We start from the raw sequence: 14,963 nt of genomic DNA on the forward strand, positions 1-14,963 counted from the left end.
CCCCCGAGCCGCCCAAGCCCGTGCCGAACGAGGAACCGCCACCGCCTCCTCCTCCGCCGCAGCCTGTGCCGCCCCGGCCCGAGGCCGCACCCCAGGACCTGCCGGACGAGCCCGTGCCCCCCAAGGCCGAGGAACCCTCGCCCGAGGTGGTGAAAACGCCGCCTGCAACGCCCAGCCCCGTCAAGCCGACGCCCATGGTGGCGCCGCCTTCGCCCATTACGCAGCCTGCGGACACGCTGCCCGACACGGTGGTGCCGTCGCATATCACGCAGCCCAACAAGGCGAAGAAAAGCCAGCCCGATACCCATTCCCTGCTTGAGACGCTCGATTCCTTCCGGGACGACGTCAAGCAGACCCACGCGCCCAAGGCCCGCGCCAACCCGCTTGCCGGGGGCGCGCCCAAGGGCGGAGGATCACCCGTGGGGAACCTGACCGGCAGCCTGAGCGCTGGTCAGCAGAAAGCGATCGGTGCGGCGGTGCGCCGGTGCTATTCGGAAGATACCGCCGCCAAGGACTACGCCACCTTTGTCGCCCATCTGGTGGTGACGATCGATAGCGAGGGCGAAGCCCGCATCGTGCAGTTCGCGCCTGAAACACAGGCCCGCATGGCTGCCGATGCGTCGTACCGCGCGCTGGCCGAGCGCGCCCGCGCCGCCGTGCTGAGCCCGACCTGCGCCAAACTGCCCATTCCAAAAGAGCTTCTGGGCCAGACCCAGCAGTTGAAATTTGTCTTCAGGCCTTGAGCAGGCCACAGGGAGAACAGACCATGGTCAAGAGTACAAGGCCTCTTATATCCGATCACGACGCCGATCTGCTGGCAGGGGCCCTGCGCCGGCGTACCCTCATGGGCGCGGCCGCCGCGGCAGGTGGCGTGCTGGCCATGCCGCTGCCGGGTTTTGCCCAGACCGCGGGGGGGGAAGCCGAAATCACGGTGGACCAGGCGCGCACGGCCCCCATTCCCATCATCATTCCCGATTTTGGCGGCGGGCTGGGCCAGCAGATTGCCGAGGTGCTGACCAACGACCTGAACAATACCGGCCTGTTCAAGGTCATTCCGGGTACGGCGGCAGCGTCCGGCAAGCCCGATTTCGCGACCGCCAAGAGCATGGGCGCGCATGCGCAGGTCAGCGGCGGGGTTACGGGTAGCGGGCCTTCCGTCCGGGTGGAAATGCGGCTGTGGGACGTGCTGGCCCAGCAGCAGATCCAGGGCACGGCCTATACCACCACCTCGGCCAACTGGCGGCGTATCGCCCATATCATGGGCGATGTCATTTATGAGCGCATGCTGGGCGAAAAAGGGTATTTCGATACCCGTATCGCCTTTATCTCGCGTTCGGGCCCGCGTGGGCACCAGCGCACGCGGCTGGCCATCATGGATCAGGACGGTGCGAATACCCGTATGCTGAGTGCGGGCAACTGGCTGACCCTGACGCCGCGCTTCAGCCCCACCAAGGACCAGGTGGCGTTCCTGTCCTATGCCAACAACCGGCCCCGGGTTTACCTGTTCGATCTGGCCAGCGGGCGGCAGCGGCTGCTGGGCGATTTCCAGGGTATTTCCTTCGCGCCGCATTTCTCGCCCGACGGGCGTTCGGTGGTGCTGTCGGTCACGCGCAATGGCGGGTCGGACCTGTTTGTGGTCGATCTCGGTTCGGGCGCACGGCGGCAGATCACGGCCTCGGGCGCGATCGACACCAGCCCCTGTTTCAGCCCCGACGGGTCGCAGATCGTCTTCAACTCCGATCGTGGCGGGTCGCCGCAGCTTTACATCATGCCCGCCACAGGGGGCGAGGCGAAGCGCGTCTCCTACGGGCAGGGCCAATATGGCGATCCCGTGTGGTCACCCCGTGGCGACCTGATCGCCTTTACCCGTATTGCAGGCGGGTCGTTCTCGCTCGGTGTCATGGCGCCTGACGGCACGGGCGAGCGGATCATGACCGAGGGCTTTACGGTGGAAAGCCCGAGCTTCTGCCCCAACGGGCGCGTGCTGGCCTATTGCCGCCAGACCCGTGCTGGCAGCGGGGGGGCGGGGTTCAACTCGTCCATCGCCATGGTCGACATCACCGGTTTCAACGACCGGCCGCTGCGCACGCCCGAGGGCGCGTCCGACCCCACGTGGTCCCCGCTCAACGGCTGATTACAGCGGTTTTACCCCCTTTCCGCTCGCGGGAAGGGGGTGTTCATACTCTGGCCATAGTTGGTGTCTACAAGGCAGGTTGTCCAAAATTGAAACGAAGCGACTGTGTCGTTTCGGTATCAGTTTCTGTATGCCTGACATGAGAAATTGAGAACCCGCTTGACCGCTTGAATAAGCTATGGCTTAGGGCGAACTGGTCTCCAAAATTCGTCGGCTCTTCGAAGGATTCGGAGAGGAGCAGAGGGATACGCGGGGATACAAGGTTAGAACTCTTTATTTCTCCGAATAGCCCCGCCGGGGCTAATTCTCAGGATCCGACATATGAGACTCAAAGTTGTTGCCGCGCTCGGAATGGTTGCTCTTCTGTCAGCTTGCGCGAATGAAAAGGCGAACACGGGTGCTTCCACCGCTGCCGTGCAGCCTGCTGGCCCCGTTCCGGGCAGCGAAGCTGACCTGGTTGCCAACGTTGGCGATCGCGTCTTCTACGAACTGAACCAGAGCGGCCTGACGGACGACGCCAAGGCAACTCTGCAGAAGCAGGCTGACTGGCTGGCGAAGTACCCGCAGGTCAATGTTGAAATCGCCGGTAACTGCGACGACCGTGGCACGGAAGAATACAACATCGCCCTGGGTCAGCGTCGTGCGAACGCCGCGCGTGACTTCCTGGTGGCCAAGGGCACGACCTCTGCCCGTATCTCCACCATTTCCTACGGCAAGGACCGCCCCACTGCTCTTGGTGACAACGAAGAAGCATGGGCCCAGAACCGTAACGCCATTACGGCTGTCAAATAAGAATTTCAGTTTCCCTGAAATTTGATTGACCGCGAAACAGGCCGGGCTGCCATAGCCCGGCCTGTTTTGTTTTCTACTCTTGATTTTACAGGGCAGGATGATGAAATCCTTGCCCGATGACCAAGCAAGCATGAGGTTCTGATGAAGGCCCGGTTCAAGAGAATGCGCGTGGCAGGCGAAGGCCTGGCGGTAATGGGTCTGGCAGCGGCGCTGCTGGCCACGGCCAGCCCGCGGGGTATGGCGCAGGATGTGACAAGCCGGGAAGGCATTGCCCTGCAGGACCAGATTCTGTCCCTCAAGCAGACACTCAGCCAGATGCAGTCTTCCCAGGGGGAGGGCTCGGGGCGGGCGCTGCCAGCGCCTTCGGCTTCGGCCGGCGGGAACGGCGATCTGGTGGCCCAGTTGCTGGACCGGGTCAGCACGCTTGAACAGCAGCAGCGCGACATGCGCGGCCAGATCGACCAGTTGACCAACGACCTTCAGCAAAAGACCGCGGCCCTGTCCAAGCAGGTGGCCGACAGCCAGTTCGCTGCCCAGAACGGCCAGGGCGGCCAGAGCGCAGGCGGCGGGGCGGCGGCGGCAGGCCCAGCGCCGAGCACGACAGCCGAGCCCGCATCGAACTCGCCCGACGATCTGCTCAAGGCGGGTAAGGCGGCGCTGACGAAAAAAGACTACACCACCGCCCAGGACAACGCCGAAGCCGCGCTGAAAAACGCCAAGGGCGCGTTCAAGATCGATGCGCAGTTCCTGCTGGCCCAGTCTCTGGCGGGGCAGAAGCAGTATCGTCAGTCCGCTCTGGCCTATTACGACGCCTACAAGCTGTCGCCCAAAAGTGCCCGCGCGCCTGACGCGCTGCTGGGCGTGACCTCGACGCTGCTGGCCCAGGGCGACAAGAAAGCCGCGTGCCAGGCGCTGGACAAGCTGGCGGCGGAGTTTCCCAACCCGTCCAGGCAGGTCAGCCACGCGGTGGATGTCTATACCAAAAAAGGCGGCTGCAACTCATGACCGCCCACCTGCGGGGATAGAGGCATTTCCGTGCTGTTCGCGGGGCGGCCGGTTTTTTCGGCGCACTCCGTCCCTCCCGCATGGTTTGTGGCCCGCATGGCGGAACTGGGGCCTTTTGGCCCCGATGACCCTGCTCTGCCCCCGGTTGCACTGGCGGTGTCCGGTGGGGGGGACAGTCTGTGCCTGGCGTGGCTTGCCCGGCACTGGCGAACAAACCTGCGGGCCCTGGTGGTGGACCACGGCCTACGTGCCGACTCCGCGCAGGAAGCCCGCCTGACCTTTGATCGGCTGACCCATATGGGCGTGCCCGCGCGGGTGCTGACCCTGACCGACCTTGCCCGTGGCGCGGGCATGGCGGCCCGGGCGCGTCAGGCGCGCTACAGGGTTCTGCTGGATGCCTGCCGGGCGGAAGGCTGCGTGAACCTGCTGCTGGGCCATCAGGCTGACGATCAGGCCGAAACGGCTTTCATGCGCCGCAGGGCAGGCAGCGGCCCGGACGGGCTGGCCGCCATGGGGTGGATCACGATCCGGGGCGGGGTGCGTCTTGTGCGCCCGCTGCTGGGCGTTTCCCGGCTGGCGCTGCGCAATACCCTGCGCGAAGCCGGACTGGCCTGGGTGGATGACCCCTCTAACGAGGACAGGCGCGCCGAACGGGTTCGTGTGCGCCACGCCCTGGCGGCGTCCCCTGCGCATTTGTCCCCACCCGGCCTGCCGGATGCGCAGCACAAGCCCCCCGGCGTGCCGGATACGCACCCTGTGGCCCCGGCGGCCCCGGTCGAGGGGCTTGCGGCAAGCCCCGGCGGTACTGCTCTGTCAGCCCGTGGGCAGTACTGGGTTCTGGCCATGCAGGCTGGGACCCGACGCATGGCGCGCGAGACCGCACGGGCTCAGGCTTTTGCGCGGCAGGTTGCGCTGCTGCCCCATGGCTGGGCCCGGCTGGGGGCGGTCCTGCCCTACCCCGATCTCATGCAGGTGCTGGTTCGCTGCGTGGGCGGGCTGGATTATCCTCCGCCGCTCAGCAGCGTGGCCAGCCTGTGCGCCCACCCGCGAGAGGCAACGCTGGCCGGGGCGCGGCTGGTGCGGTGGCGGGATGAATGGGTGCTGATCCGCGAACAGGCGGATATTGCCCCGCCCGTGGCAGCCCATGATCGCGCGATGTGGGATAACCGGTTCAGGCTGGTGCTGCCGCCTGCATGGAATACGCCCCTCCTTGGGGAAACACGGCCTGACCCGATGTCTGCTGACCCGGCGTCTCGTGATCCCGCGTCTTCTGATCTGATATCTCATGCCCTGCCATCTTCCGGTCGGGTGGCTTCCGGTCGGGTGTCTGGCAGTCCGGCCCCTGCCGGCCCGGCCCTTTCCAACGGCGTATCGTCCGGGCCGAACGGTGTGTTTTGCAACTCCGGCGGCTCCGATGCGTCCTGTCTTTCTCATGGGGTGGGCGTGTGCAGGGAGTCTGTGGACGGGCTTACGGTGGGGGCAGCCGGGTTTGGCCTGCCACGAGCCCTGCGTGCGGGCTGGCCCGCCGCGTTCTGCGCAACCTTGCCCGCCCTGCGCTGGCGGGGAAAACTGGTAAGCATTCCGGCTCTGGGCTGGGAGCAGGCCGGCTGGGAGGGTGCCTCTGTGCTGTTCTGCCCTTCCATGGCCGCGACCGGTGGCGGGCTGTACGGGTGTCGTGAAAGCGCGCCCGCACATTATGTCTGCCCTGCATACTAGGAATATTTGCAAGCGCACCCATTTATAGGAGCAGAGGTTGCTTTTTCCGTCGGCTGGCGGGCACAATGCACCCTGTTCCGGGCAGACCGTTCGGGCGCGTTCGCCCTAGAAGTATGGATATTCGGGTACCATGAATAACTTAGGCCGCAATCTGGCTCTGTGGGTCAGCATTATCCTGCTGCTGCTGCTGCTTGTGAACATGTTCCAGCCGGTCAGCACGCAACACGCCGCCCAGCAACTGGCATATTCCGACTTCGTGGCGGATGTGGATGCCGGGCATGTGCGCTCCGTGGTCATGCAGAACCACAATATTTCGGGCACGCTGACCGACGGCACCGCGTTTGAAAGCTACGCGCCCGCTGACCCCACCCTTGTCTCGCGCATGGTCGGCAAGGGGGTTGAGGTCGTGGCCAAGCCGCTGGAACAGGAAGGCAGCCCGCTGCTGCGCTACTTCCTGAACTCGCTGCCCATTATCCTGCTCGTGGCCGCATGGCTGTTCATGATGCGTCAGATGCAGGGTGCGGGCGGTCGCGCCATGGGCTTTGGCAAGTCGCGCGCCAAGATGCTGACCGAAAAGCACGGTCGCGTCACGTTCGAGGACGTGGCCGGTATCGACGAAGCCAAGGGTGAGTTGCAGGAGATCGTGGACTTCCTGAAAGACCCGCAGAAATTCACCCGTCTGGGCGGCAAGATCCCCAAGGGCGTGCTGCTGGTCGGTCCCCCCGGCACCGGCAAGACCCTGCTGGCCCGTGCCATCGCGGGGGAAGCCAATGTGCCGTTCTTCACCATTTCCGGTTCCGACTTTGTGGAAATGTTCGTGGGTGTGGGTGCGTCGCGCGTGCGTGACATGTTCGAACAGGGCAAGAAATCCGCCCCGTGCATTATCTTCATCGACGAAATCGACGCCGTGGGCCGCCATCGTGGCGCGGGCATGGGGGGTGGCAACGACGAACGCGAACAGACCCTGAACCAGATGCTGGTCGAGATGGACGGGTTCGAAAGCAACGAGGGCGTGATCCTGATTGCCGCGACCAACCGCCCCGACGTGCTGGACCCCGCCCTGCTGCGTCCGGGCCGGTTCGACCGGCAGGTGGTCGTGCCCAACCCCGACGTGAGCGGGCGCGAGAAAATCCTGCGTGTGCACATGCGCAAGGTGCCGCTGGCCTCCGACGTGGACCCCCGCATTATCGCCCGCGGCACGCCCGGTTTTTCGGGTGCCGATCTGGCCAACCTGGTGAACGAGGCCGCGCTGGCCGCCGCCCGCCTTGGCCGCCGCACCGTGTCCATGCGCGAATTCGAGGATGCGAAGGACAAGGTGCTCATGGGTGTGGAGCGCCGCTCCCTGGTCATGAGCGACGAGGAAAAGAAACGCACCGCCTATCACGAGGCCGGGCACGCCATTACGGCGGTGCTGGTCCCCGAAAGCGAGCCGATCCACAAGGCCACCATCATTCCGCGTGGGCGCGCGCTGGGTATGGTCATGCGCCTGCCGGAGGATGACCGCCTGTCCATGAGCCGCAAGAACGCCATCGCCCATCTGGTGGTGGCCATGGGTGGCCGCGTGGCGGAGGAAGTCATTTACGGCAAGGACAACATCTGCAACGGCGCAATGGGTGACATTAAAATGGCCACCCGCGTCGCCCGCAGCATGGTGACCGAATGGGGCATGAGCGAAAAGCTGGGCATGATCGCCTATGCGGATGACGACCAGGGCGGCGGCGGTGGATTCTTTACCGGCATGAACCGGAATTTTTCCGAGGAAACCGCCCGTGAAATCGATGAAGAAATCAAACGCCTGATCGATGAAGCCTATGACCAGGCCCGCAACTACATGCACGACCATGTGGATGAACTGCACCGCCTGGCCGAAGCCCTGCTGGAATTCGAAACCCTGACGGGTGAGGAAATCCGGCAGATCATGCGCGGCCAGCCGATCGAACGCACGCAGGAGGAGGAAACAGGCCCGGTCAACCGGCGTGCCTCCGTTCCGCAGGTTTCGGCCGGTGACGGCACGGCCTCCGGTGGCGTTGCGGGGGAAGGCGGCGGCCCCGCCCCGGTACCCCAGCCGGGCTGACATCCCGTTCCGGACCGCGCGGGCAGGTTTGCGTTGCCCTGCCCGTGCGCCAACCCGAAGGCGGCAGTTCATGCCGCCTTTTTTCATAGGCGTTTTCCACGGAAAGGCTCAGGGACGGCCTATCATGCGGTGTCTCTGTGACAGGCGGGTATGTGGCATAAACTGGTTGAACCTGTGGGCCTGCTCTATGGCCAGATGGCGCGCGACGCCGTGGCGCGCGGTTTTGCCCGCCCCCTTATGGATGGTCCCGCAGCGTTCACCCATGTCCGGCTGATCGAGGGGACCGTGACCTCCCCACTCATGCCGCTGGCGGATGTGCCCAAAGGGTGGGAGGCGGAATTGCACCGCCTGAGTGCCCCCACCTCCCATGGCATGGTGCCACCCGGCCCCCAGGTGATGGGGATACTCAACGTCACCCCCGACAGTTTCAGCAACGGCGGTCAGCATTTCCAGGCGGAGGAGGCCATAAAGGCCGGGCTCGCCATGGTGGAGGTCGGGTGCGGGGTGCTCGATATCGGTGGGGAAAGCACGCGCCCCGGTTCCAGTCCCGTGACTCCCGAACAGGAATGGGCGCGTGTGGCCCCGGTGCTGGCCGGCCTGCGCGCCCGCGCGCCACAGGCCACCCTGTCCATCGATACGCGCCACAGCCTGGTGATGGCGCGCGCCCTCTCCGCCGGGGCGGCTGTGGTGAACGATGTCACCGCCCTGCGGCACGACCCTGCCGCCCTGCCGCTGCTGGCGGCGCAAAACTGCGGCGTGGTGCTTATGCATATGCGCGGAACGCCCCAGACCATGGAGCGTTACGCTGTTTATGACGATGTGGCGTGCGAGGTGGTGCGTGAACTGGGGCAACGTGTGCAGGTCGCGCTGCAGGCGGGCATTGCGCGTGAGCGGCTGATGGTCGACCCCGGTTTCGGGTTTGCCAAGACGGCGGCGCAGAACGTGGTTCTGCTGCGGCGCTGTCTGCTGCTGGCCAATCTGGGGTGCCGTGTGGTGTTCGCGCTCTCGCGCAAGCGCATGCTGGGCGAGATGACCGGGGTTGCCCGGGCCGAGGACCGCGATGCGGCAAGCATGGCCGCATCCCTGCCGGCCATGGCGTTTGGCGCGCCGCTGCTGCGGGTGCATGACGTGCCCGCCATGGTGCAGGGCATGCGGGTCTGGCAGGCGATTTGTAGGGATTAAAAACAATTCTTTACTTGAACGTGTTTTCCTGTGGGAGGAAACCGTTTTAGGACAGGCAGAAATGATAAAGGAAAACAGCGTTCGCCCAGATACGCGGCTCGCCCGTATTGAAAGCGGAACGGAACGGACGGCATGAAGCGTTTTTTTGGGACAGATGGTATTCGGGGCACCGCCAACACAGCCCCCATGACAGTGGAAATCGCCCAGAAACTGGGGCAGGCGGCGGGCGTGCATTTCCGCCGGGGCGATCACAGGCATAGCGTGCTGCTGGGCAAGGACACCCGGCTTTCGGGCTACATGATCGAAAGCGCGCTGGTCGCGGGTTTTCTGTCGGCGGGCATGGACGTAACCCTTGTGGGACCGTTGCCCACACCGGCCATTGCCATGCTGACGCGCTCCCTCCGGGCGGATCTGGGGGTCATGATCTCGGCCTCGCACAATCCGTTCGGCGATAACGGCATCAAGCTGTTCGGGCCCGATGGCTTCAAGCTGTCCGACCGGGACGAAAGCGAGATCGAGGCGCTGATGGAGGCCGACCTGCGGCAGCATCTGGCCGCCCCCGACCAGATCGGCCGTGCCTCGCGCCTGAACGATGCGGCAGGCCGCTACGTGGAAAACGCCAAGTCGTCCTTCCCGCGCAAGCTGCGGCTGGATGGCATGAAGATCGTTATCGACTGCGCCAACGGCTCCGCCTACCGCGTGGCCCCCACCGCCCTGTGGGAACTGGGGGCCGAGGTCGTGCGGATCGGCTGCGACCCCAATGGCGTGAACATCAACGACCGGTGTGGCTCCACCCACCCCGAGGCGCTGTGTACGGCCGTTATCCGCCACAAGGCCGATCTGGGCATTGCCCTTGATGGCGATGCCGACCGTGTGCTGATAGCCGACGAAACCGGTCGTCTGGTCGACGGCGACCAGATCCTGGCGCTGATCGCCCAGTCCTGGACGCGCGAAAACCGGCTTGTGGGCAAGAGTGTTGTGGCCACAGTCATGTCCAATATGGGGCTGGAGCGGTTCCTGCACTCGCTGGGTATCGGGCTGGAACGCACCGCTGTGGGCGACCGCTACGTGGTGGAACGCATGCGCGAACGCGGGGCCAATGTGGGGGGCGAACAGTCCGGCCACATGGTGCTGACCGATTTCGCCACCACGGGGGACGGGCTGGTGGCCGCATTGCAGATTCTGGCCGTGCTGGTCGAGGCCGGGCGCCCGGCCAGCGAGGTCTGTCGCCTGTTCACGCCGTTCCCCCAGACCCTGCGCAACGTCCGCTATCAGGGGGTCTGCCCGCTGGATGCCGAACCGGTGCGCCGCAGGCAGGCCGAAGTGGAACAGCTTCTGGGCACGCGCGGGCGGCTGGTGCTGCGCCGCAGCGGCACGGAACCGCTGGTGCGCGTCATGGTGGAGGCCGAAGACGCGGCCCTGGTCGAGGAAGCAGTCTGCCAGATGTGCGATGCGCTTGAGCAGATCACCCTTCCCGCCTGACAGACGGACAGGGTGCAGGCACAGCACGCGTATGAAAGGGCGTGGCGGATGACGGCTCAAGGCGCGGCCAAGGCCCGTATCCTGTCCATTGCCGGGAGCGACTCCGGCGGCGGGGCGGGTATTCAGGCCGATATCAAGACCATTACCGCGCTGGGCGGATACGCCATGACGGCCATTACCGCCCTGACCGCCCAGAACACGCTCGGTGTGCGTGACATCCTGCCAGTGCCTCCCGCTTTCATACGCGAGCAGATACGCTGCGTGCTGGAGGATATTGGGGCCGACGCCCTGAAAACCGGCATGCTGGGCGGCGTTGCGGAAATCGACGCCGTGGCGCGCGAACTCACGCAGGCCCTGCGCGAAAGTCCGGGCCTGCCCGTGGTTGTGGACCCGGTGATGGTGGCCAAGGGCGGGGCTGCTCTTTTAAGGGCCGATGCGCTCGACACCCTCGTGCATACGCTGTTGCCGCTGGCGTCTGTCATGACCCCCAACCTGCCCGAGGCGACCTGCCTGACAGGGCTCGAGATCGCCAGCGTGGCGCAGATGCGGGTTGCGGCGCGACGCCTGCGCGACATGACGGGGGGGGCGGTCCTGCTCAAGGGCGGGCACCTGCCGGGGGACGATCTGGTCGATCTGCTGCTCGATGGGGATGGCGTGACCGAGTTTTCGGGCACGCGCCTTGCCGGGCGGCATACGCATGGTACGGGCTGCACGCTGGCCAGTGCCATAGCGACACGGCTTGCACAGGGCGTGGCCCTGGTCGATGCCGTGGAACAGGCCCGCGCTTACGTGCGCGCGGCGATTGCCCAGGCGCCGGGTCTGGGGCAGGGGGCGGGACCGCTCTGGCACGCCCATGGCTGGGGGGACGGGTCGGAACGCTGACATCGCGCGTGGTCAGGCGGCGTGTCCGGTGACTCCCGCAGCATGGATCGTGGTCAGGCAGGTGGTTCGGTCAGCGTGTATTTTCCAGCAGTTGCAGGTGTCGCGCCTCCAGGTGTTCGGGGGCCCGTGCATGTTCTACGGTTGCGACGTGGGCCAGGTGCGGCTGGGCTGCGGGTTTGCGGGTCTGCGGGTCGTGCAGGATATAGCCCTTGCCCCATACGGTGGAAATCAGGCTGTTGCCGCCCACATACTGGAGCTTCTTGCGCAGTTTGCAGATAAAGACGTCAATGATCTTGATATCGGGTTCGTCCCGCCCGCCATAGAGATGGTTGAGAAACGTCTCTTTCGTTTGGGCAATGCCCTTGCGCAGCACCAGCAGTTCCAGAATGGCGAATTCCTTGCCGGTCAGGTGAACGGGCTGGTCCGCAACGGTGACAGACTGGCTGTTCAGGTCGAGAACAAGGGCGCCAACCTGAATGACCGGGTGGGCAAAACCGTTGGATCGTCGCAGGATGGCCTGCACACGGGCCACAAGTTCGGCCATGTCGATGGGTTCGACCAGAAAATCATCCGCCCCCAGAGAAAATGCCCGGATCTTGGCGTCCGGTGCATCGGCTGCGGAAAGAATGATGACAGGCGTGGAAATTTTGAGTGAACGCAAGCTACTGAGAAATGTGAACCCGTCCATGTCGGACAGATGCAGATTAATGATGGCCAGTCCGTAATCGTAATTACGCAGGAGCTCTATGGCGTTCTGTCCCGAACGCGCCAGGTCGGATGCAAGACCCGCCTTTTTCAGCGCAGACAGGATGGTGCGGCTTGAGGCGAATTTATTCTCCACGAACAAAATACGCATGGTCGGACCTCCTTTAAATTGCAAGGAAACGGCACACCCTAGGGTTGTATAACGTCCTTACAACTGCACTCTGGCGTGTTTTTTTCGCAGAAAGAAACATAAAATCACCATGTTTTTCCCTCACGACGACGATTTACCATGTCCAAACCACATGGCTGCCAGAAATTAAAGTATTGTCTGGCAGAAGGCTGGTAAACAGGCCCACCGTTTGCGTCGATGGGTGGAAAAAAAGGTAAATTTTTTTTTGGAGGTCGGGTGCGGCAGCAGAACAAAGGCGATTGCGCCACTATCATTAAAAATAGTTAAGTATTGCTGTGGATTCGTAGCGTTCCCGGCGGATTTTTCATGTCGTCCTGTTCGGTGCGGATAGAATAGGGTGTAAGGGTCGGGTCATGACGCAGGGAGCACAAAATTCCGTGATCGTTGTCGATCTCGAAAACGAAGCCGCCACGGTCAGGCTGGGGGCGCTGCTGGCAGAGGTAAGCCGGGCGGGAGATGCGATCCTGCTCTCGGGTCCGTTAGGGGCTGGCAAGAGCGTGCTGGCCCGCGCTTACCTGCGTGCGCTGTGCCATGCACCGGATATGGAGGTGCCCAGCCCCACATATACGCTGGTTCAGCCCTACACGGTGCCCCCCGCCCCGGACCGGGCGGATATCGCGGGCGTCGTGCACCATTTCGACCTGTGGCGGCTGGGTGGCCCGGATGAGGTCGAGGAACTGGGCTGGGACGACGCGCGTGACGGTGTGGTGCTGGTCGAATGGCCCGAACGGCTGGAAGACCTGACCCCGCCCGATGCGCTTTTTCTTACCCTTGTGCCTGAGCCTTCGGGTCTGCGCCGTGCTGCGCTGCGTGGCTGGGCTGACCGCCTGCCCGCCGCGCGGTTTGTGGCCGCGGGGCTTGTGGTGGCGCCCGCCGCGCAACCGGGTGCCGAGGGTGTGCCCGGTGGCGGGCCAGGGGTTGATCCGGAGACTGCGTCAGGGACTGATTCAAGCGCTGCTTCACAGGCGGTGTTGGGGGCCGGTCCGGGGGCGGACTCCGCCCTGCACTCCGCCCCGCAATCTGGAACGCAATCCGGGACCCGCGCATGAAACTGGCCAGCATTCCCGCCCATCTGCCTTTTCTGGACCAGTTGGCCGCCCGCTGGATTGCCGCCGCCGGGCATGACCGTGAGGCCATGGGCCATGGCGTGATCGTGCTGCCCGGCCGCCGGGCCGCCCGCGCGCTGACCGAGGCCTTTTTGCGCCAGATGGATGGCGGGGGCATGCTGCTGCCCCGTATCATGCCCATTGGCGCGCTGGACGAGGCTGAGCTTGGGCTGTCGGTTTCCTCCCCTTCGCCGGGGCTGGACGACGCGGACCGGATGGAGCCGGATGAGGCATATGATCGGGCATGCGGGCCGCTGACCCTGCCCCCGGCCGTGGGCGGCATGACGCGGCTTGCAACGCTCACGCGGCTGATTTTGCAGGCCGAAGGCGCGTTTGGCACCCGGCCCACGCTGGACCAGGCCTGGCCGCTTGCCAACGCCCTGGCCGAGCTGATGGACGAGGCCGAATGGGCAGGCATTACCCTGGCCGAACGCCTGCCGGACGCCGTGCAGGACAATTTTGCCGAACACTGGCAGATCATTCTGCGGTTTCTCTCCATCGTCACACATGCCTGGCCCGCCTGGCTGCGTGAACAGGGGGTTATGAACCCTGTCGCACGCCAGGTCGCCCTTCTGGGCGCGCAGGCGCGGGTGTGGCGTGGCATGGCCCGGAGGGGGGATGCCACGCGCCTGTGGGCGGCGGGGTTCACCCATGTCATGGCCCCGCTGGGTCACGCGCTGCGGGCCGTGTCGGCCTGTCCGGGGGGCATGATCATTCTGCCCGGGCTGGATATGGACATGCCGGGAGAGGTGTTCGACACCTTGCCCGACAGCCACCCCCAGGCGGGCATGGCGCATCTGCTTGCGGTGCTGGAGGCCACGCGGGCCGATGTGGAGCCCTGGCCCGCCAGCGGCGGAAACCCCGCCCGCGCCGCCATGCTGGCCCGGGTCATGCTGCCGGCCCAGGCCCTTGGCGACTGGACGCGCGATGTGGCGGCCGATGCGACAGTCGGGGTGACCGTGGGGGCGACAGTCGGCGCGACGACCGGTGTGGCGCAGGGCTCCGCTGCAGCACCCGGACAGGTGCAGCGGATCGAGGCGCAGGACGAACAGGAGGAAGCCCTCGCCATCAGCATGATCATGCGCGATGCGATCGAAACGCCGGGCCACACGGTTGCACTCGTCACGCCCGACCGGGCTCTGGCCGCCCGCGTGTCCACGGAACTGGCGCGCTGGGGTGTGGTGGCCGATGACAGCGCGGGCCTTGCATTGTCCAGCACCCCGGTCGCGGTGCTGCTGCGCCTGATCGCCCGCATGGTCGATAGCGGGTTTTCGCCCGTGGCGCTGCTGTCGGTGCTCAAACACCCTCTGGTGGCGTGTGGGCTGTCGGTGGGCACCTGCCGGGCCTCGGCTCGCCTGCTCGAACGCATGGTGCTGCGCGGGCCTGCGCCCGCCCCCGGTTTTGCTGCCCTGCGCATGGCGGTGGAGGATACGCTCAGCGCCCGGAACCGCCATGCCCAGACCGACACCGCCCATACGGCGGACCGGCCCTTTGGCCCCGAACCGCTGCCTGCCTTCATGGACCGGCTGGCCTTCTGTTTCGAACCCGTGCTGGGATGGACCATGGATCAGCCCAGGGCCGCGCCGGGGCCACAGGCCCGCGCCCACCAGGCCCCCCTGCCCGACCTGCTGGCGGGGCTGCTGGCCGTGGCCGAACGGCTGGCCCGCACGGATGAGGAAGACGGCCCGGCCCGCC

Annotated in this window: 10 protein-coding genes and 2 pseudogenes; 11 read left to right on the forward strand and 1 reads right to left on the reverse strand. The window is 65.4% G+C overall.

The window, feature by feature from the left end:
* The 9 genes from ABF990_RS14185 to thiD all read left to right on the forward strand — a co-directional run.
* A partial coding sequence (locus ABF990_RS14185) for an energy transducer TonB (protein ID WP_415506660.1) occupies window positions 1-743 on the forward strand: 743 nt, incomplete at its 5' end.
* 23 nt (window positions 744-766) lie between these two features.
* Window positions 767-2,134: a Tol-Pal system beta propeller repeat protein TolB gene (gene tolB / locus ABF990_RS14190; protein WP_415492238.1), complete on the forward strand. Its 1,368-nt coding sequence runs from the start codon at window positions 767-769 to the stop codon at window positions 2,132-2,134.
* A gap of 321 nt (window positions 2,135-2,455) precedes the next feature.
* On the forward strand, window positions 2,456-2,926 hold the full coding sequence (gene pal, locus ABF990_RS14195) for a peptidoglycan-associated lipoprotein Pal (protein ID WP_415492237.1): 471 nt from the start codon (window positions 2,456-2,458) through the stop codon (window positions 2,924-2,926).
* A gap of 141 nt (window positions 2,927-3,067) precedes the next feature.
* A complete protein-coding gene (locus ABF990_RS14200; RefSeq protein ID WP_415500840.1) occupies window positions 3,068-3,931 on the forward strand; it encodes a hypothetical protein in 864 nt (287 codons plus the stop codon).
* Between the two features lie 30 nt (window positions 3,932-3,961).
* Window positions 3,962-5,647, forward strand: a complete 1,686-nt coding sequence (tilS, locus tag ABF990_RS14205) for a tRNA lysidine(34) synthetase TilS (RefSeq protein WP_415506661.1) — start codon at window positions 3,962-3,964, stop codon at window positions 5,645-5,647.
* A 130-nt stretch (window positions 5,648-5,777) separates the two neighbouring features.
* Window positions 5,778-7,721 carry an ATP-dependent zinc metalloprotease FtsH gene (gene ftsH, locus ABF990_RS14210; RefSeq protein WP_415492234.1) on the forward strand — a complete coding sequence of 648 codons (1,944 nt, stop codon included), beginning with the start codon at window positions 5,778-5,780 and terminating at the stop codon, window positions 7,719-7,721.
* A gap of 150 nt (window positions 7,722-7,871) precedes the next feature.
* Window positions 7,872-8,903 carry a dihydropteroate synthase gene (folP, locus tag ABF990_RS14215; RefSeq protein WP_415492233.1) on the forward strand — a complete coding sequence of 344 codons (1,032 nt, stop codon included), beginning with the start codon at window positions 7,872-7,874 and terminating at the stop codon, window positions 8,901-8,903.
* Window positions 8,904-9,035: 132 nt separating this feature from the next.
* The gene (gene glmM / locus ABF990_RS14220; RefSeq protein ID WP_415492232.1) at window positions 9,036-10,385 is read left to right on the forward strand and encodes a phosphoglucosamine mutase; all 1,350 of its coding nucleotides are present in this window, start codon (window positions 9,036-9,038) and stop codon (window positions 10,383-10,385) included.
* A gap of 48 nt (window positions 10,386-10,433) precedes the next feature.
* Window positions 10,434-11,267 (forward strand): bifunctional hydroxymethylpyrimidine kinase/phosphomethylpyrimidine kinase, encoded by an 834-nt coding sequence (gene thiD / locus ABF990_RS14225; protein WP_415500838.1) that lies wholly within the window; start codon window positions 10,434-10,436, stop codon window positions 11,265-11,267.
* 70 nt (window positions 11,268-11,337) lie between these two features.
* On the opposite strand, the gene ABF990_RS14230 is transcribed toward thiD, so the two are convergent.
* Entirely contained in the window at window positions 11,338-12,123 is a 786-nt protein-coding gene (locus ABF990_RS14230) for a response regulator transcription factor (RefSeq protein ID WP_415492230.1), read from the reverse strand.
* 392 nt (window positions 12,124-12,515) lie between these two features.
* Here ABF990_RS14230 and tsaE point away from each other — a divergent pair.
* A pseudogene (gene tsaE, locus ABF990_RS14235) lies at window positions 12,516-13,019 on the forward strand (tRNA (adenosine(37)-N6)-threonylcarbamoyltransferase complex ATPase subunit type 1 TsaE); the annotation flags it as partial.
* A 188-nt stretch (window positions 13,020-13,207) separates the two neighbouring features.
* A pseudogene (locus tag ABF990_RS14240) lies at window positions 13,208-14,963 on the forward strand (double-strand break repair protein AddB); the annotation flags it as partial.

Source organism: Acetobacter sp., assembly GCF_047723915.1.
In the GTDB taxonomy this organism is placed as follows: Bacteria; Pseudomonadota; Alphaproteobacteria; order Acetobacterales; family Acetobacteraceae; genus Acetobacter.